Origin of the sequence: Chlorogloeopsis fritschii PCC 6912 (assembly GCF_000317285.1) — a bacterium.
GTDB classification, from domain to species: domain Bacteria; phylum Cyanobacteriota; class Cyanobacteriia; order Cyanobacteriales; family Nostocaceae; genus Chlorogloeopsis; species Chlorogloeopsis fritschii.
Window position 1 is genome coordinate 747,648 of record NZ_AJLN01000116.1, and the last position, 19,174, is coordinate 766,821.

At 42.3% G+C, this 19,174-nt stretch carries 19 protein-coding genes and 1 CRISPR repeat array; of the genes, 3 read left to right on the forward strand and 16 right to left on the reverse strand.

Features of this window, described 5'->3' with window-relative positions:
- Window positions 1-70: 70 nt before the first annotated feature.
- Entirely contained in the window at window positions 71-766 is a 696-nt protein-coding gene (locus tag UYC_RS0127150; RefSeq protein ID WP_016874138.1) for an esterase/lipase family protein, read from the reverse strand.
- A 57-nt stretch (window positions 767-823) separates the two neighbouring features.
- Between UYC_RS0127150 and UYC_RS0127155 the strand changes: the two genes are divergently transcribed.
- Window positions 824-1,534 (forward strand): precorrin-2 C(20)-methyltransferase, encoded by a 711-nt coding sequence (locus tag UYC_RS0127155; RefSeq protein WP_016874137.1) that lies wholly within the window; start codon window positions 824-826, stop codon window positions 1,532-1,534.
- Between the two features lie 241 nt (window positions 1,535-1,775).
- Window positions 1,776-3,350: a hypothetical protein gene (locus UYC_RS0127160; RefSeq protein WP_016874136.1), complete on the forward strand. Its 1,575-nt coding sequence runs from the start codon at window positions 1,776-1,778 to the stop codon at window positions 3,348-3,350.
- Window positions 3,351-3,495: 145 nt separating this feature from the next.
- Here UYC_RS0127160 and petJ read toward each other — a convergent pair whose 3' ends face one another.
- From petJ to UYC_RS0127205, 8 genes are all read right to left on the reverse strand, one after another.
- Window positions 3,496-3,891, reverse strand: coding sequence for a cytochrome c6 PetJ (gene petJ, locus UYC_RS0127170; protein WP_016874134.1), 396 nt, complete (start codon window positions 3,889-3,891; stop codon window positions 3,496-3,498).
- A 329-nt stretch (window positions 3,892-4,220) separates the two neighbouring features.
- Window positions 4,221-4,631 (reverse strand): plastocyanin, encoded by a 411-nt coding sequence (gene petE, locus UYC_RS0127175; RefSeq protein WP_016874133.1) that lies wholly within the window; start codon window positions 4,629-4,631, stop codon window positions 4,221-4,223.
- A 375-nt stretch (window positions 4,632-5,006) separates the two neighbouring features.
- Window positions 5,007-5,498 carry a photosystem II cytochrome c-550 gene (gene psbV, locus UYC_RS0127180; RefSeq protein WP_016874132.1) on the reverse strand — a complete coding sequence of 164 codons (492 nt, stop codon included), beginning with the start codon at window positions 5,496-5,498 and terminating at the stop codon, window positions 5,007-5,009.
- Window positions 5,499-6,371: 873 nt separating this feature from the next.
- A CRISPR array of direct repeats spans window positions 6,372-8,234; the repeat unit is 37 nt; unit sequence GTTGAAATTCTTCTTACTCCCTATTAGGGATTGAAAC.
- A gap of 151 nt (window positions 8,235-8,385) precedes the next feature.
- On the reverse strand, window positions 8,386-8,571 hold the full coding sequence (locus UYC_RS0127185) for a DUF6887 family protein (protein ID WP_016874131.1): 186 nt from the start codon (window positions 8,569-8,571) through the stop codon (window positions 8,386-8,388).
- Complete coding sequence (locus UYC_RS40435; RefSeq protein WP_016874130.1) at window positions 8,568-8,744, reverse strand: DUF6888 family protein; 177 nt, start codon at window positions 8,742-8,744, stop codon at window positions 8,568-8,570. The genes UYC_RS0127185 and UYC_RS40435 overlap by 4 nt, the downstream gene beginning before the upstream one ends.
- A 390-nt stretch (window positions 8,745-9,134) precedes the next feature.
- The gene (locus UYC_RS0127195) at window positions 9,135-9,971 is read right to left on the reverse strand and encodes a carbohydrate ABC transporter permease (RefSeq protein WP_016874129.1); all 837 of its coding nucleotides are present in this window, start codon (window positions 9,969-9,971) and stop codon (window positions 9,135-9,137) included.
- Complete coding sequence (locus UYC_RS0127200; protein ID WP_016879732.1) at window positions 9,968-10,804, reverse strand: carbohydrate ABC transporter permease; 837 nt, start codon at window positions 10,802-10,804, stop codon at window positions 9,968-9,970. The genes UYC_RS0127195 and UYC_RS0127200 overlap by 4 nt, the downstream gene beginning before the upstream one ends.
- Before the next feature lie 292 nt (window positions 10,805-11,096).
- Window positions 11,097-12,377 carry an ABC transporter substrate-binding protein gene (locus UYC_RS0127205; protein ID WP_016874127.1) on the reverse strand — a complete coding sequence of 427 codons (1,281 nt, stop codon included), beginning with the start codon at window positions 12,375-12,377 and terminating at the stop codon, window positions 11,097-11,099.
- 348 nt (window positions 12,378-12,725) lie between these two features.
- Here UYC_RS0127205 and UYC_RS0127215 point away from each other — a divergent pair, with 348 nt between their 5' ends.
- Window positions 12,726-14,225 (forward strand): MFS transporter, encoded by a 1,500-nt coding sequence (locus UYC_RS0127215; RefSeq protein WP_016874125.1) that lies wholly within the window; start codon window positions 12,726-12,728, stop codon window positions 14,223-14,225.
- A 109-nt stretch (window positions 14,226-14,334) separates the two neighbouring features.
- On the opposite strand, the gene accD is transcribed toward UYC_RS0127215, so the two are convergent.
- The 7 genes from accD to UYC_RS0127255 all read right to left on the reverse strand — a co-directional run bounded on the left by accD (window position 14,335) and on the right by UYC_RS0127255 (window position 19,088).
- On the reverse strand, window positions 14,335-15,294 hold the full coding sequence (accD, locus tag UYC_RS0127220; RefSeq protein WP_016874124.1) for an acetyl-CoA carboxylase, carboxyltransferase subunit beta: 960 nt from the start codon (window positions 15,292-15,294) through the stop codon (window positions 14,335-14,337).
- A 238-nt stretch (window positions 15,295-15,532) separates the two neighbouring features.
- Entirely contained in the window at window positions 15,533-15,904 is a 372-nt protein-coding gene (locus UYC_RS39105; protein WP_026087422.1) for a hypothetical protein, read from the reverse strand.
- 42 nt (window positions 15,905-15,946) lie between these two features.
- Entirely contained in the window at window positions 15,947-16,840 is an 894-nt protein-coding gene (locus UYC_RS0127235; RefSeq protein ID WP_016874123.1) for a prepilin peptidase, read from the reverse strand.
- A gap of 89 nt (window positions 16,841-16,929) precedes the next feature.
- Window positions 16,930-17,190, reverse strand: coding sequence for a hypothetical protein (locus tag UYC_RS0127240; protein WP_016874122.1), 261 nt, complete (start codon window positions 17,188-17,190; stop codon window positions 16,930-16,932).
- A gap of 90 nt (window positions 17,191-17,280) precedes the next feature.
- The gene (leuB, locus tag UYC_RS0127245) at window positions 17,281-18,366 is read right to left on the reverse strand and encodes a 3-isopropylmalate dehydrogenase (protein WP_016874121.1); all 1,086 of its coding nucleotides are present in this window, start codon (window positions 18,364-18,366) and stop codon (window positions 17,281-17,283) included.
- 119 nt (window positions 18,367-18,485) lie between these two features.
- Window positions 18,486-18,722: a hypothetical protein gene (locus tag UYC_RS0127250; RefSeq protein WP_016874120.1), complete on the reverse strand. Its 237-nt coding sequence runs from the start codon at window positions 18,720-18,722 to the stop codon at window positions 18,486-18,488.
- A 117-nt stretch (window positions 18,723-18,839) separates the two neighbouring features.
- Complete coding sequence (locus UYC_RS0127255; protein ID WP_016874119.1) at window positions 18,840-19,088, reverse strand: hypothetical protein; 249 nt, start codon at window positions 19,086-19,088, stop codon at window positions 18,840-18,842.
- Between the last annotated feature and the right edge of the window lie 86 nt (window positions 19,089-19,174).

Sequence of the window (19,174 nt, forward strand, 5' to 3'; positions counted from 1 at the left end):
TGTTTACTATTCCCCTTGTCTTCCCCTCTCCTTATCCCCCTCCTCTTCCCTTCTGCCCTCTGCCTTCTTCTCAAACCAAATACTGCACCCAAACTTTTAGGGCTTCTGGTGAGCCATACCAAATTTGAGGGCTTCTCGGAGAATGTTTGATGCCTTCAATCACGATATTTTCTGCTCCTTCTAAATGAGCCGCTTCAATAGGCGTAATTCCGTCTCCCCAAGTGTTACCTTTACCGCAAGTTAATTGATAGCTACTGTATGCCAACCAACAGCCCCGGCGTTTTTCGCCAAAGATTGTTTTTCCGGCGACACAAACATAACGAACATTTTTGTAGAATGCCCCAGGATAATTATTATTGACAAAATCTAAATTCCAGCGTGTCCAACGCTCTTGACTCATATGCGGTGTACCCAGAGTAATCAAAGTTGCCACCAAGGGATGAGCTTCCCAAAGGGATGGTTGAACATCATTACGTCCCAAATAAGGTTTTTCACCCAGATAAATGCGAGATATCCAGCCACCTGCTGAGTGACCGATCAAATTAATTTGGGAAGTATTATACTGCTGTAATACCTGCTTTACTGTATTATCTAGTTGCTGCAAAATCGGTGTCACCGATCTACCTCCGAGAGTGACTATCCAATCACGCCGTCGCAGTGGCACAGTCACCGTAGGAAAACCAGAATTTTGTAGGGATTGTTGGAGTTGGCGGTAGGCGATCGCGCTTTCTAAATATCCAGGCACAATAACTGTTGGTAATGGCATTTTTAATTTTGGTTTTATCAGCAAAAATTTAGATATATAACCTACACGTAAGTAGCAGTGACAAACGGTATTCTTTACGGTATCAGTGTTGGGACAGGCGATCCAGAATTAATTACAGTCAAAGGACTACGTCTGCTGCAAAATTCACCAGTAGTGGCGTTTCCGGCAGGCTTGCAGGGGAAACCAGGAATGGCACAGCAAATAGTAGCACCGTGGTTAAGTTCAAAGCAAATACAGTTAGCTTTGACTTTCCCTTATGTTCAAGATCTAATGGTTTTGACGCAAGCATGGCAAACAGCCGCCGAACAAGTGTGGCAATGTTTAAAAATCGGTCAAGATGTCGCTTTTGCCTGTGAAGGTGATGTAAGTTTCTATAGCACATTTACTTATTTAGCACAGACATTGCAACAGCTACATCCAGAAGTAAAAGTACAATTTATACCTGGGGTTTGTTCGCCAATGGCAGCGGCGGCGGTACTGGGAGTACCTTTGACAATGCGCCAACAGCGATTGGTGGTACTACCTGCAATCTATACAGTTGCAGAGTTAGAGACAGTTTTAGACTGGGCTGATGTCGTGGTGCTGATGAAAGTCAGTTCAGTGTACGAGCAAGTGTGGCAGGTGTTGCAGCAACGGGGTTTACTGGAAAATAGCTGGGTTGTTGAAAAAGCTACCTTACCTGATATGGTTGTCTATTCCGAGTTACGCGATCGCCCAAGCCTGAAACTACACTACTTTTCGCTGCTAGTTGTGCAAACCAAAAGATAAGTTATCAAAAAATGAATTATTTTTTAATGATAGTGTTTACATCTCTATTTTTTGAGTACAATATGGCTATTTTGAAAAATTAACCACATCAAGAATTGGCAATATTCCTGTTTTGAGTTGTCGAACAGGAAGTTATTATTGGTAGAAGAACGCAATTACAGAATCATAAAATATTTTCTTTCTAAACAAATAAAACAAATTCTAGTCAACAGCAACCAAGTCGAGTGAACGATAAACGATTATGTCATACGTCTCCGTACTAAAAAATATACCAGATTTTTTAAGCCAGCCGACTGGAGTAGCCGCTCTCGCCTCTGTTGGTATCCACGGTGCAATTGCGTTCATCTTGCCGTTGGTGCCGATGGTATCAAAACCAAAAGAAGCAACATCCTCTCCCAGAACGGTTGGACTTGTTGAATTAAACCAAGCTGAACAAAACCGTCTGCCACAAACAAGCACAGCTGAGGCAATTCAGCAGCCACAACTTCCGCCACAATCAGAAGTCACCCTGCAATCGCAAGTACCTCTAGAATCGCAAGTTCCGCCCTTTCCCAGCTTTGCGAGTCAGCCAACGATTTTACCTCCACAGCCATCAGCACCCATTGTTGAGGAACCATTACCTACTATATCGTTGTCTCGTGACAACCTAAATATTGTTTCCTTACCTCAAAATCAGTATCTACGCCTACCTCAAGGCAGAAGTGAAACTTCCATTCCATCCATTCCTCGTGTGAATTATGGGGAAGTTACTAACTTACAAACCAAAATCCCTTTAGGACAACCCCAATCACTACCCTCAGTTCCATCTAAGCCGCCTTTACCTGGAAATTTGCCAGAACTACAGGCTGCTAACATCCCAACAGATTTACCAAATACTCCACCAGTTGTTCCTGCTAATACTACTACCCCTACTACCCCATCACCATCAGCAGTTCCCCAAACTCAAGAATTCGTGGCTCCTATTGCTCCCACTCCACAAGTCGGCGATCGCCTAGCCTTAGCAGGAACAACCCTACCCCAGTGGCAACAGATTTCAGTACCCAAGACAGCTGAGTTGCCATCAACATCAATATCCGAAGGAACGGAACAACTGCTAGCTAAAACTACTACCTTTGTAGAGCAGTTTCAGAAAATCAAGCAGCAATATCCCAATGTTGAAACTAAACAACCGATTAAAGAAACAGTCAATGCTCAACAAGGGCAAGCAGGCAAAATCGAAGGTGGTTTAGTAATAGACAGTGAAGGAAAAGTCGATACTATAGATTTTTTGGATAATTCAGTCTCTTCCGAACTCAAAACAGCTACAAGGGAATACTTCAGACAATATTTCCAAAGCAATCCTGTACAGGCAAATGGCAAGCCTAAGTACTATCCATTTAGCTTGTCTTTTAACCCCAATAGTGACACAACTCAAGCTGCAGCTTCTCCAAAACCACCCGTTGTGATTCCCCGAAAATTAGCTCCATTGCAACTCAGGGATACACAACCATTAGATAACGAACAGCAAGGTTTGCGTTCGCCCCAAGAAAAATTAGCACCTGGGCAGGTACAGCAAACCCCTAGCAAATTACCACCGCAGTGGCAGCCAGTTACAGTTAATCAGCCTTCTTCACCAGCACCACAAACCACTGCTAAACCATCGCCACAGTGGCAGCCAGTTACAGTAAATCAGTCTTCAGCAACACCACAAGCCACTGCTCAACCAGTGTCTCAGCCACAAGGTATTCAAAATCAGTCTAACTCTACTCAGGAGTCAGACAAAAATCTCATTAATAAGCTGCGTCAAGTCAAGAATGACAGACAAAGCTCTAATTAGGGGCTAGGGGCTAGGGATTAGGAAAAGGACAAAGGGCAAGAACGTGAACACTATCCTCCTTGCCCAAAATTTCCTTTTGCCTCCTGCCACGCCAGTCGCCCCAAGTCGGGGAACCCGCCCACGGCGCTGGCTCCTCTGACTTCTCTTACCATCCTTGTTCTGCTTTTTGGAAAACGTAAGCTGCTACCTCATTAATCTCTTGTTCATTTAACTTGCTTTTAAAAGCAGGCATTGCACCTTTACCATTCTGTACCTGGTGAACGATCGCAGCAATTGAATTGAGTTCGTAATTTTCCAGATACTTCTGCAAAGCCTCCTTTTTCAAAGTTTTCTCGCTAATGAGGATGTTGCCACCACCTATATGACAAGAAGCACAGTTAGAGTTAAAAATTTTAGCAGCCTTTGATGTTTCGGCTGCTAGTACTGGATCAATAAATATAAAACTGAATAGGGCGATCGCTAAAAACAGGATGAATAAAAATATTTTCAAGCTATTCTCCTTGCAATAAGCTTCCAGCAGATGAAAAACATCTCCAGTCATATTCTATTGCTGCTAAAAGCTTTCAAATTGGAGTCAAATTTATCTTTGCTTGCTGCTAACCTTTATCTGTTTTAAAAAAGAAAATCGAATCGCAATCTCATATCTGAGTGAAATCGCGCCCAATTGCTGGTAACGAGTCCATTCACGCTCTCACCACTTATATATTTAAAATCATGGGCGGTGGGAATATAAGACTCGTTACCGTTGTTTATTTTTACTTGCAATTCCTAGAAGTGTAATAAAGCACAACACTAAGATAGGCAAGTTACCTTTGGCAAATTTCCTTTATAAATAAGGAAAATATTTCGTGTCAACACTGCCAATTTGTGTTATTCGACAGTGAGCTTACCAACCATACCAGCACCGCGATGAGGTTCGCAGTAGAAAGTGTAATCACCCTTAGCAGCGTCTGCTGGAATTGTGGTTTCAAACTCTTGTCCGGGACTCATCAACAACTGCTTGTGAGACAAAGACTTGGCTACGTCGGCACTTTTGGACATAGCAGGATCGAATACAACATTGTGGGGGGGAACTTTATTGTTCACCCATTTGATTGTGTCGCCTGGCTTAACCGTCAATTTTGATGGTTCAAAGGCTAGCATTCCTTTGTCACTACCCAATTTGACAGTGTATGTATCAGCCGCTGCATTGGGAGTGAAAACAGCAAAGCTGCCAACAACTAAAAGAATTGTTAAAACAGCTAAACCCAAACGCCGCAAACTTGCAGCAATCAATTTCATGGCTTTCTCCTAACAACAGGTTTTATTTTCCCTTATTCATTTTAGATAAAATCAAGGCTAAATATGACATTATGTCGTAGATAATCGTAGATGCTAGTCTATATCAAAAAATAACGAGCAATACATAGCAAAAATTTGAAAAATTAGCAATATCTACTCAATAGTTTGAAACGATAATGTTTTTACAGGAAATAAATACAGCGCTGTTAAACAAGCTTTTGAGTACACATATGCTATTGGTTGCAACCGAGCGGAGCTGGAGATGCTCCGCTATCTTGTGGGAGCCATTAGTTTATAGTCAGCAGACCAAATATTTTGGACTACTAACTACTGACTAATGACAGAATCACAAATGACTATTCGGCAAAATCAGCTTTAGTAATAAATCTTACCGCCGCCCCATTTTTCACCTTGAATCTTAGGTTGCAGGAGAATATGACCGGCGATCGCCTTCAAGTCATTATCAGAGAGATTTCTCATTTCGGTGAAGATATCAGCACTCTTGATGCTGGGATGTAATTCGGCAATTTCCTCTTCCCCGTCATAAGTAGTGGGATTTTTCATATAGTCCACTAGTGCCTCAATATTATCACGGGGTGGTGTTGCTCCAGCCAGAGCCGCAGGATCGAGTCCTATGTTCTGGTTGGTTTTTGTAATACCGCCAGGATGACACTGAGAGCAAACGTTGTTAAATAAGCGTTTACCTTCTTGGACTTGTTTTAGGCTCAGTACAACCTCGTCACCCTTATCATTCAATTTCACTGTACGGGTTGCTTTATCGAGTTCTACTGCCGATGCATCACTGACAATAAACTGAAAAGTCAGCAATACAGTAGCCACAAAAATGCCAATCAGTCTTCTAAACATCTTTCCCCTTAAAGATTTTGACGCTCAACACAGCTAAAAATTGCGATCCTCTATCTTCTGTTGTTAACTGCTAACTGCGAATTATTAAACTATTGACTGCTAACTTATTTTGTGATACGTGCAGTTGGTCAGGAGAAACTAAATTCACCTGAGCGATTCGCTAGTAGCGTTTGGACGTATTTTGGACAAAATGTGGGAAATAATTGCCTTTGTATCCTCCAACGCCAAACGGACTTTTGGTTTTGATAGGCAATTCCCAATGATTTGCGGGTGTAAAGCACCTTGGCTACAGTCACCCTGTAGTCTGTTGCTACCTCCGCAATTGATAGGCCTGCACAACCCATGCTACTTGTTAACTTACAGATTAAAGATTGAGTCGCTGTTATACAAATATCACGTTAAGAGGGCAATTTGTCGCCTTAACTACTTTTGAGGAGGGACGTTTGAAGAGGACAAGGCGCACCTGGTGCAAGGGGACAAGGGGAGGACACTTGCGTGCGGAGGTTCCCCGGAGCTTTCGGAGTCTCCGGCTCCGCTCCGTTGAGCAAAGTGTCCGTCGACAAGGAGACAAGGAGAGTAATAAACCAACTACTGTACGGGTAACAAATGACCAATGACTATTTACTTTTCTTTACTCTTTACTGAATGCGCGGATGGGTAGGTGTTGGAAAACCAGTTTAGGAAAAAATGGCTGGATTCCTTGTCATGTAAGGAGAAAAGAGCGATCGCACTTCTCAACCATCCGCGCTCTTTACTCAGACTGGGTTTGAGCGATTTTTACCCTACTCAATCCAAATTTTTCATGCTATGATTCCCTCATCCGCGCAAATAAACCTTGAAAATCTAATATTGATTGACTTTTGGGCTGCCGCGGTTGAAATTCTTCTTACTCCCTATTAGGGATTGAAACAAAAAACAGATTCTGCACCTGATCTTGTAACCTGATGTTGAAATTCTTCTTACTCCCTATTAGGGATTGAAACTTTAGAGTCAAATTGACGAATTCCAGCACTTCGAGTTGAAATTCTTCTTACTCCCTATTAGGGATTGAAACACGTACCCCGCTCTAAAGAGACGCGGTTTCCAAGCTGTTGAAATTCTTCTTACTCCCTATTAGGGATTGAAACAAAAAATGCCGCCGATTCCTCCTGAAACTATCGAAAAGTTGAAATTCTTCTTACTCCCTATTAGGGATTGAAACATCACCGAAGGGGCGAAAAAAGCCGGTGCTGGGCGTTGAAATTCTTCTTACTCCCTATTAGGGATTGAAACCATCGGCAAACCCTCCTTCCATTGCTTCCTTCGCAGAGTTGAAATTCTTCTTACTCCCTATTAGGGATTGAAACCTAAAAACAGAGTGAAAGCGAGAAATCGCTTGAGGTTGAAATTCTTCTTACTCCCTATTAGGGATTGAAACTTTACAGGGACGCTTGCAATACAGCAATTCATAATTAGTTGAAATTCTTCTTACTCCCTATTAGGGATTGAAACTTACCAAACCGAACATTTAAGCCCTTGGAATTCATTGTGTTGAAATTCTTCTTACTCCCTATTAGGGATTGAAACGGGGCGGAAGCTGTGGACGGAAGCAGGGCTAGAACAGTTGAAATTCTTCTTACTCCCTATTAGGGATTGAAACGTGGGATTAACCCCGATATTTCTCGTGTACGCTCGTGGTTGAAATTCTTCTTACTCCCTATTAGGGATTGAAACAAGCTTAACTAGTTTATTTAATAAAGAACTAACAGCATTGTTGAAATTCTTCTTACTCCCTATTAGGGATTGAAACGTAATGACTGGCACCATTGGCTTGATAGGGATAATCAGTTGAAATTCTTCTTACTCCCTATTAGGGATTGAAACAGAGATTTATCAAGGTTTGAATCAGGAGCAGCGTAAGTTGAAATTCTTCTTACTCCCTATTAGGGATTGAAACTCCATTCTTTAGGCATTATATGAACTCCATAAAGTGTTGAAATTCTTCTTACTCCCTATTAGGGATTGAAACTAGCCACTAGCAACAGCCCGCATTTCTTTAACTTGTTGAAATTCTTCTTACTCCCTATTAGGGATTGAAACACGTCTACAACCAATTCCGCATTTGGATTTCTAACGTTGAAATTCTTCTTACTCCCTATTAGGGATTGAAACTTCTTCTCTCCAGTATCCTTGATATACAGCTTCCGTTGAAATTCTTCTTACTCCCTATTAGGGATTGAAACATACTTTGACACAATTTTTGTCAATAACGACATATTGGTTGAAATTCTTCTTACTCCCTATTAGGGATTGAAACAGAAACCCTTATCAGCACCTGGAAAGACTTGCTGATACAGGAGTTGAAATTCTTCTTACTCCCTATTAGGGATTGAAACATCCCAAAGCTTTAGATATAGTTCACCGCAATGGTTGAAATTCTTCTTACTCCCTATTAGGGATTGAAACTTTCTCCATCAGAGAAACAGTGCCAGTACTTTTGGTTGAAATTCTTCTTACTCCCTATTAGGGATTGAAACCGGCTCAACCGATTTACTTGAATCGATGCTTGAGGAAGGTTGAAATTCTTCTTACTCCCTATTAGGGATTGAAACTGGCATTTATGGCAGTTTTAGAAGGAATGCAAGCAAAAGTTGAAATTCTTCTTACTCCCTATTAGGGATTGAAACCAGCAATCCTCCTGAATTTGCATATTCTTCCCTGTTGAAATTTTTCTTACTCCCTATTAGGGATTGAAACTAAATCGGATGTGTCATGATTAGTTAGACCTTTATGGTTGAGGAGGGTTCGCACTACTTTGGACGGTGGGCGATCGCTCTTTTTGATAAAAAGCGTTGTGCCGTAAACACAACACTTGATCAAAGTTTTGATTTTTGTTGAATTTATATTGTTATTGCTGCTGATTTATTCGCTTTTGCAATTCAGCATCAAACTCCTCATCTGTACTGCAAAGCACGCCAGGACGAGAGCGAATTATACTTAAGTAGTGCTGGAATGCATTCTCATCATTAGGATTGCGCCGCACATATTCGCGCAATTCTTTTTCCGTCATTGATTCGTAATTTTGTCTAGTCATTCGATTATCACCTTCCCGTTTGGAAGCATTTCTATTTGTATTGTCTCTCCCACTAACATCACTATTCGGTTGGTGCGGCTATCAAACCGTACCAAGTTAATTGGTAGAAGTAGATTACTTACTCTCACGCTTCTTTGATAGAAGGATTTCAGTTGCTCCGGCGTTGGCTCCATGTTTTTTTATTCTCACCTCTTCGCTGTGCATCTTTCCAGGTTGAAATTTTTCTTACTCCCTATCAGGGGTTGAAACGTCTGGGACATAGATGAAGCTAAGGGTGATATCACGTTGAAATTTTTCTTACTCCTTATCTTCACATCTTGCACCAGTTGTTTGATTGCGATTTTTGTAAGGTGGGCATTGCCTGTAACGTCAAAATAAGGTTTTGAGTCAAATCGAAGCAATGCCCACCCTACGGTGATTGAGAAAGGTGCAAGATCTTTGTATCAGGAATTGAAACATACCTAAACCTTCGCGCTCTTCGCGTCTTAGCAGTTTTTTAATAAAATTCTTTCTGCTAGAAAGCAAATAATCCTGATGAGTGATAATTAAAACTATTTAACTTACTAACCCTTCCCACCTGTAAAAGTAACACTTTGAATAAAGTATCTATTAAAAAATGCGTAGATAGCCAAAGCTGGTAAAGTGAAAACCATTGAAGCCGCCATAATATAGTTCCAATAGCTAATATATTGACCTTTAAAAGAATTCAAACCTAAAGGCAAAGTAAACATTTCTGGATCAAACAGAATCACCACAGGCAACAAAAAATTATTCCAACTACCCATAAACACAAAAACTGCCTGTGCAGCTAGCGCAGGTTTTGCTAAAGGTAGAACAATACGCCAAAAAATACCAAAGGGAGTTAAACCATCAAGAGCAGCAGCTTCTTCAAGTTCTTTCGGAAAATTAACAAAAAACTGCCGCATCATAAAAATGAAGGTAGCATTAACCATGCTGGGAATAATCATGCCCTGATAGGAATTTAACCAGCCGAAAGCTTTTAAAATTAAAAATGTTGGAATCAGCGTTATCTGGGCTGGTACTGCTAGAACTGCCAAAATTAGTAAGAACCAAAAGTGCCTACCCCGAAAGCTCAGTCTTGCCAAGGCATAACCAGCCATTGAGTTAAAAAGCAAGTTTAAAACAGTGACACTAACGGCAATCACCACGCTATTGAATAGCCAGCGTACAAACAATGGTTCCTGTACGAAGATTTGTTTGTAGTTATCAAAAGTAAAGTTCTTTGGCAAAAAATTGGATTCACCGCTAACAATTTCAAACAGGGGTTTAAAAGATGCTGAAAGCGCCCACAAAAAGGGAATAAGGGTAATAATTGCATACAGTGTCAGTATGGCGTACAGCAGTACTTTCAGCCAAGAGACACGAGATAAATTTTTCACACTTTTTCGCCCCCGAACAATCGCCGCTGAATCAAAGTAATAGTAATTATGACTACTGCTAACAAGAAAGCGATCGCCGCTCCATACCCCATTTGCAAGTTCCGAAACACAGCTTGATATATCAGTAAAACTACGGTAAGAGTGGCATTATTAGGGCCACCAGTACCATTAGAGAAAATATAAGACTGATCAAATAGCTGAAACGTACCTATAATTCCCATCGCTACAACAAAGAAGGTAACAGGTTTGAGGATAGGAATCGTAATATGTATAAACTTTTGCCAGTCGTTAGCACCGTCCAATTCTGCCGCTTCGTAGAGAAATTGGGGAATATCCTGCAACGCCGCCAGGTAAATAACCATATAAAACGGTGCAGTTGACCAGATATTCATAATCATAATGCCCTTTAGTGCCACAGCAGGATCGCCCAACCAGTTGTAAGTAGGCAATCCTAAAAAAGCGAGAACATCATTGAGTAGCCCATTGGTGTTATAAATCCACATGAAAATCAGTGTGAGGACAGCAGAAGAAGTAACTGTAGGCAAAAAATAAAGGATGCGCCACAAGTTTTTGCCACGAATACCAGAATTGAGGGTAACAGCTAAAACTAACGCCAAGACAGTCTGTGTTGGCACCACAATGGCGACGTATTCCGCTGTATTTTTGAGAGCAATCCAAACCCGTTCATCTTCAACTAGGCGCGTGAAGTTGCGCAAACCAATGAATTCGTATTTAATACCGCCGAGAAGCTGCACTTTATGTAGAGAAAGGAAAACAGCCCAAATAATTGGTAAGACTACAAAAGTTCCTAAAACTAGAATCGCAGGCATCATGAACAAATACCCAGGCAAGTCTTCTTTTATCTTCCACCTGGCTTTTTGCTGTTGCCTTCTTAGCTGATACACAATCGTACACCTCCGCCTCATCCCATACCATTTGCTGTCGGGATGGATCTTGCATGATTATCTATGGTAATTGGTTGCTCTAATGAGAAACATCCATTGCCATGGAAGAAGCGTAATACCGAAACCCTTGCCCAGACGCGATATATCGCGTCTCTACACGTCTGTATTTTTATCAGATTTTTTGTGAAATAATATTAGCCCTAAATCATTCCAATATTAATTACTCCATCGCCTTTATCAACTTATTAGCTTCTTGCTGTGATCGCTGCATTGCCTGTTGTAGTGGTTGCTGCCCCAACAAGGCGCTGACAAAATAGTTATCAAAGCTGTTCATAATTGCTGCCGGATATTTACCCGCTTGCCACGGCATGGCGTAATCAACTCCTGCTAAAAATGGCGATCGCAACGGATCTTTGTCATAGCCTAATTTCTGTGCTACTGATTTGCGTGTGGGCAAAGCAAAGCCTGTTCCTGTCCACTTTTCCATGCCTTCTTTGCCTGTCAGATAGGAAATTAACTGCCAAGCTTCATTTTTGTGCTGTGATTGTTTGTTCATCACGTAGGCAACGGTAAAAACCATTGTGCCTTTCTTGTTATTGATAGTTGGTACTTCTGCGGTGGCAAACTCTAACTGGGGAAAAGTTTCTTTAAGGAATGGAATAGCCCAGTTACCCTCAATTACCATTGCCACTTTGCCTTGACCGAACATTTCACTACCTGAGTTTGTCCCGACGTCAGATTTTTGGGCAGAGGAACGTTCTTTTTGATACTGCTCTACAACTAATTGCAATCCTTTTAAGCCAGCTTCAGAGGCAAAGGCAGCATAACCATTTTCATCTACCAGTTGCCCACCAAAAGCTGTAATTTTGTAAGCTTGACGCGCTAACTCCGGAATTACTCCATAACCGTATTGGTCTATTCTACCGTCTTGATTTTTATCTACTGTCAATTGTTTGGAATAGCTACGCAACTCATCCCAAGTGGTGGGAGGATTATTAAAACTAAAACCTGTGGCGGTAAATGCTTTTTTGTTATAAAACAGTGCTAACGTGGAGTAGTCTTTGGGTAAACCATAAATATGGTTATCATGCTTAAAGCTGTTAATTAAATTTTCTTCAAAGTCAGATAAGTCAAATTCAGGAGTAATATAAACATCTAATGCTTCTAGGACATTCTGACTCATGAGGAAAGGAGCCTCAAGAGCATCCAAATAGAAGACATCAGGCGCTGCTTCACCGACTAAGCGCGTTTTAATTACATCCATGTATTGGTCGGAGATCACCTCGTACTTTACCTTGATACCTGGATGCTTTCCCTCAAAGTCTTTTAGTACTTGTTTTAATAGTTTTTGTTCTATAGGATCTGAACCCCAACCACTCAGTTTGACGGTGACTGGGGCTGATACAGTGGCAGCCTGATGTATTTGTATCTGCTGCCAACCGATCGCCAACAGCGCGATCGCTACTGCCAGGAGTAAAAAGTTAAACAATTTCCTTTTCATTACCGCAGGATGAAGACTTTTCACCAAGTAATGGTTCGTTCTAGCTCTAGAATGATTTTTACAATAATTAAATTTTTATATAGAAATGCAAGGTAAAATAACGAAAAATTGCAAAATTATTCACATTCATAAGCGGAGAATATGTGTTCAAAAACAACTTGATAGATGCTAAGTTTTACACCCATAGACCTAGTAAAACTATATAAATAAAAAACTTTTTCAGGCTAGTAGTTCGTATGTGGTAATAGACAGCCTTCTGGTTCCCTAAAATCAATCACTAATTGCTGTTCTATTTTCTCCACAGGTAATTTTACAAACAATTTTGAATTACGCCCACCTGCTGAGTTCATGACTTCTGTTCAAGTTGAAACCGCTTCTCCTCTTGTTCCAGAAATTGCTGCGATCGCTGTTGCTCCAACCACACTTTCTCCTGCTCCCATCGACAAATTCAATCAAAAAGTTACAAAAAATAGCATTCGCAGTAGCTTGCGAGCTTCAACTGTTGATGGTGTATTTGCAGGCATTTTTACGATCACCACTAGCGGCATTTTACTGAGCAATTTTCTAGTCGAGTTGGATGCCAGCCCAATCGCTTTTGGGATGCTTTCTTCCATTCCCATGTTGGTGAATTTAATTCAGCCTTTGGGTGCTTACCTCTCGGAACGCTCTCAGAGTCGCTGCCGCTATTCTCTCATGATTTACGGCCCCTCGCGGCTATTATGGCTGATTCTGATAGCGGGGATAGCAGCATTCAGTTGGGGATTGATAACTTCCCACCAGTTAGTAGTATTGACGCTTTTAATCGTCTTATTTAGCCATTTGTGCGGAGGGCTGGGTAGTGCTTCATGGTTAAGTTGGATGGCAATGCTAGTTCATCGGCGGTTGCGGGGACGGTATTTTGGTATACGCAACAGTCTTGTTAGCCTCACGAATTTAATTTGCGTACCTTTAGCCGGGGTGGCAGTCTCAACGTGGCGTGGTGGCACTCTCCAAGGCTATGGAGTGGTGCTATTTATTGGAATATTATCAGGAATTGCCAGTTTGGGATGTCAGTACTTCAAACTGGATGTAAATCCCCAAGAGCAAAACACTTATGCTACAAAGATTTTTCCTGAAAAAGCAGTTGATTTAGATCCAAATAATTTAGATACCACAGGCGATCGCCAACCAACAATTGACAAGCCAGCATCTGAAATTAATCCTTGGAAGAATCTTCTTAAAGACACTAACTTTTTGATATTTCTGCTTTACTTCAGTTTCTGGATGTTTGCCGTAAACCTCAGTGCCCCTTTCTTTAACCTCTATATGCTCGACACTCTTGATATAGATGTTAGTTGGGTGACACTCTACAGCAGCATTCAGGCGGGAGCAAATATGCTCATGCTGATTGTGTGGGGCAAGTTAGCAGACAGGATCGGCAACCGTCTCATTCTCTTCTTTGTTGGCATTTTGTTTGCGATCGCCCCCTTGTTATGGTTAGGCATTGGTCATAATTCTCTCAGCCTGTGGTTTTGGTTGCCAATGTTACACATTTTCCTGGGCGGAACAGGAGCAGCTATTGATTTGTGCGGTAACACCATGCAGTTAGAGGTGGCACCAGTCAAAAATCAATCTATATACTTTGCTACAATTGCCGCCGTTGCCGGTTTTTGTGGCGCTTTCGGCACAACTCTAGGAGGCTTGATCATCCAAAATGCTTACTTTGGAGGATTAGCAGGTTTATTTGCTCTTTCAACAATGTTCCGAATCATAGCCCTCGTACCTCTAATGTTTGTGCAAGAAGCACGGCGGCAATCTTTTCTTGAAACCTTTCAAGGATTGTGGCAAGTTCGTAAAAAGTTAGCTTGAAACTGCTGGGTACTAGGGAACAGGGAACAGGTGACAGGGAACCAAGAACTAGGGATTAGGAGTTAAGAAATCCTAGTACCCAATCCCCGATCCCAGTCCCCAATCCTTCCTACTCAGCAGCAGTAGAACTTAAAGACATAGTCTTTTCCCACAAAACCACGTTATGAGTTGTGGTAACTGTCGGAGGCTGGTGCAAGGCTATCAATTGTGCCAGAGTTTGCTTCAATTCAGTCCGGGGTACAATCTCATCTACAAACCCATGCTGCAGCAAATCCTCAGCAGTTTGGAAATCATCTGGCAATTTTTCTCGTAGGGTTTGCTCAATTACTCGCCTACCTGCAAAACCAATGGTGGCTTTTGGTTCTGCTAAAATGATATCGCCTAACATTGCAAAACTAGCTGTAACACCACCTGTGGTGGGATTTGTCAAAATCGGAATGTACAATAGCCCTGCTTCATGATGGCGTTGTAGAGCTGCGGAGATTTTTGCCATCTGCATCAGCGAGAGCATTCCTTCTTGCATCCTGGCTCCACCAGAGGTACAAACTATCACCACAGGATACCGTCGCTGAGTCGCTTGTTCAATCAAGCGGGTGAGCTTTTCTCCCACCACGGAACCCATGCTACCACCCATAAATCGGAAGTCCATTACGCCCAGGGCAACAGGTAAGCCATTAATTTCACCCAAACCTGTTTTTACGGCGTCTACTAAGCCAAGTTTTTCTTGCGTTTCCCGGAGGCGATCGCTATAGGCTTTGCGATCGCGAAATCCCAAAGGATCGGCAGGGCGTAAATGCTCATCCATCGGTCGCCAGGTACCAGAATCTATAAGCTGGCGGATGCGCTCATCACTATCAACTCGATTATGATGTTCGCATTCTGCACATACCATCAAATTGGTTCTGAGGTCTTTAGTATAAGTTAAGACACCACATTGAGGACATTTATGCCACAGCCCATCAGCAATTTCACGTTCTTGACGTTCAAGGCTGATAGGGCCAGATTTACGTCGATTGGCAAACCAATCAAATAAAGACTTTAAACCACGTGTTTCTTCGTTGTTCGCCATTTGTTTTTTATGCAAGTGAATAGTATGTCAAACGCAGGTTAACGTAATTGGCGGTCAAATTTTTCTTCTAACCGATTCAGACCTTATTTTGCATCTTTGGTTGCCAGCTTAACGAAAATACGTAAACCAATTCAAGCCTGTTGTTCTGATTCTAGGGAAATTAATAGCAGCAACGCAGTCAACATATCTTTGAAAAGTACTTGCAAAGCTGCTGGCATACCAGCCCCAAAATAGAACTTCACCCCCCAATCAATAAATTACTTGTTGGTATGTCATTAGTTGTGCTCGGCAGCTGGTGCCGATTCAGAAGCGATCGCTGCATCAGTTTCACTTGCGAGTATGCTTTCGTTATTCTAAGAGGGTAATCCAAGTCACAAGATAATGTTAACAGAAGTTTAATGAGATAAGAGGTAATGAAACTTACAGTTGTGAGTTGTTGGTAAGGGAGAGTGGAAGACGCGGCGACGCGGAGAGCATCAGACGCGGAGAATGGAGGAGTGGAAGAGGGGAAAATTCTCTTTCCCAGGCTGGCAGCCCAAGAAAGCATTGATTGAGGCTCCGCCTCAATCACAAGGCAGAGCCTGCCAGTTTCCATCACCATGCGGAGCATGGTAATGAGAACCCCGTGTCCTCTTCTCCTATCCCCTATTTTTCAAATCCCATGAAAAAATAGTTGCAGATAAGTAGACAAAATTGCCTCGCCACTAAACACAATAATCAACGCTCCTAAAGCAAGGAAAGGGCCGAAAGGCATCTTTTGTCCCCATTTTTGAGGCAGTGTTGGGCGAGTTTTTTGCTTGGTAATGTGCGACGACTGGCCAGAGATTGAAGCATGAGCACCATACCGCGATAAAAGAATTGCCCCGCCACCCACCAATGCTCCCAAAAAACAAGCCACAAAAGCAGCTAGGAGCAAATGCTTCCAACCTAACCATGCTCCCATCATTGCTGCTAATTTTGCGTCGCCTCCACCCATTGCTGTTTTACCAAAAACAACAGAACCAACGGTGGCGATCGCATTAAACAGCCATAACCCCAGCACGGCTCCTGATATTGCTGTCATTGAGTGATTTGCCCATCCCACCCAGCCTTTTTCTGACAGAAAACCAACCATCATTTGAAATACTATCCCCAGTACTAACCCTGACTGAGTCAGTGGGTTGGGTAAAGTCATGGTATCTAAATCAATCAGCGACAAGGTGAGTAACCAGCTACAAAAAACCCAATAGCCAAGTGTCAAGGGTGATACATGAAAGTTCCAAAAAATTAGCAAAAATAAAAATCCCGTTACCGCTTCTACCACTGGGTAACGGAGAGAAATTTTACTTTGACAATAGCGACAGCGCCCCTTTAACCACAACCAGCCCAAAACTGGTACATTGTCGTAAGCTTGGAGTTGATTTAGGCAATGCGGACAGCGAGAAGGAGGAAACAGAATCGACAACCCAGCAGGCAGCCGATAAACAACAACATTGATAAAGCTGCCAATAGACGCACCTAAGGCGAACACGATCACATTCGCCAATGTGACTATCAAGAGATCCATATACTGTCTTTGGTCATTTGTCCTTGGTCATTTATACTTGCTCATTTGTCGTTTGTACAAACCAATGACTAATGACAATTGACGATTTATTAATACATATACGATTCAATTTGACTCAAAGGCACGAAACATTCTTCAGGCAAAAGGACAGGTTGATTCGTAAAAATCACCTTACCTCGGTGATTAACGCGATTAATTGCTACACCAGATGGTTGCCCAACTACTTCGGGATGTACTTCACAGTAGGTGTAGTAAATTTGTCCAGCAGAGCGGATCAAGGCAGGGTCGATCAGCGGTGACTGGTGCTTTGGGCTGGTAAAGTTTGCTTGTGGTTGTTTTACAGCGTACACTGATTACTGGATGGCTTGCTAAGTTTTGTTTTTAGTTTATACGAAACTTTCAATATGTAGTTGCCAATTTTGCCATTAACATTAAGAAAATTATTGTTCAAGCATTTGAATCAATGCTTTACCCATAGCTTGGCAACCTAAAAGCTTCATTCCAGGAGATATAATATCCCCGGTACGAACACCGCTTTCTAGAACTTGTAAAACTCCTTGTTCAATAAAATCTGCTGCTGCTGGTTGGTTTAAACTGTAGCGCAGCATCATCGCTGCACTCAAAACTTGTGCGAGAGGATTAGCTTTATCTTGTCCTGCAATATCGGGGGCAGAACCGTGAACAGGTTCAAAGACTCCCGCCCCAGATGCACCTAAACTAGCAGAAGGTAACATTCCAATACTACCAGTGAGCATGGCAGCAGCATCTGAAAGTATATCGCCAAACAGGTTACCCGTAACGATGGTATCAAACTGTTTGGGAGCGCGTAACAGTTGCATGGCGGCATTATCTACATACATATGAGTGAGTTCCACATCTGGATATTCTGCCGCTAATTTCGTGATGCGATCGCGCCACAACTGCGAAACTTCTAGAACATTGGCTTTATCCACCGAACAGAGTTTTCCTCGACGTTTGCGCGCTGTTTCAAATGCCACCTTGCCAATGCGATCAATTTCAGATTCGGTGTAAGCCATTGTATTTACACCTCGTTTCTCACCAGTTTCTGTTTCAAAAATCCCTTTCGGTTTACCAAAGTAAATTCCACCTGTGAGTTCGCGTACCACCATAATATCGACGCCTTCCACAACTTCTGGTTTTAAACTAGAGGCATCAATTAACTGGGGTAAGATTTTCGCAGGACGCAAATTGGCAAATAGCCCCAAACCCGCACGCAATCCGAGCAAGCCTGCTTCTGGACGTAAATGAGATGGTAAAGTATCCCACTTATAACCACCGATCGCCGCCAGTAATACAGCATCACTATTGCGACAAGTATCTAAAGTAGCAGCTGGCAGAGGTTCGCCTGTCGCGTCAATTGCCGCACCACCGATTAATGCTTCTTGGAATTCAAAGTCAATATCAAATTTCTTCCCTACAACCTTTAGCACATCTACCGACACAGCGATAATTTCAGGGCCAATGCCATCGCCAGGAAGTAGGGTAATGCGGTATTGCTGTGCCATAGTTTCGTTTTGACTGGATAAGTATTTAATCGTGCAAAAATTCTCGCAGATTAAATATCATATCGAGCAATTGCACCAATGGAGCTTTTAATTTATCTTTCCAGTCACACAAACACTGCTCAGACTGCAACAGCTTGTGATTCTAACGCACAAACTTGTGCATCGCGACGAGAAACGATCCGCAACTCATGAGGATAACGCGGGCGCGGATCGTCTACTAGCCAGATTGGAGGCACCATCATAGCTTCATAGTAATCAATCCGATGTAAAACTCCTGGTTTGTCTTTGAGTTCTACCATCGTCCCCGGTGGATACTCAAACATTTCATTCCAATCGATTCCTGACTCGGTGTTCATCGCACTCAACTATTCCAAATACCTGAAAACTCTTTTCTTCCGATTCAACCTAAGGATGGCTTGCGATCGCGCTCTTTTGCGCCCTTGGAGCATCGCATTAACAACCCATGCCCTCAATCAACAATAGAACTGGCTTCTGTTGAGAACAACTTCACCATGATCCGGAACCCAGGCAACCCAAGTGTCTGGAGACTCCTGACAGAGCAACTTGGCTTCGTCAAAACCGTATTCACTGGGAGGCTGGAGCAACTTAACCCAAGTATCGCGGTTGTAAGTGATGTGGCAAACCGGATTCCAACCGGAAGCGATCGCTCCCTCTAGCACGGGTGTTGGTGAATAAGCTGAATAGGTTGTTGGAAGGGGCATACTCGTTCTCCGTCTCAAATCCATTAACACTGGTGACCAAACCAGTTAGAAGTAAATAAAATAATTTCTGTATTCATTTTTACAAA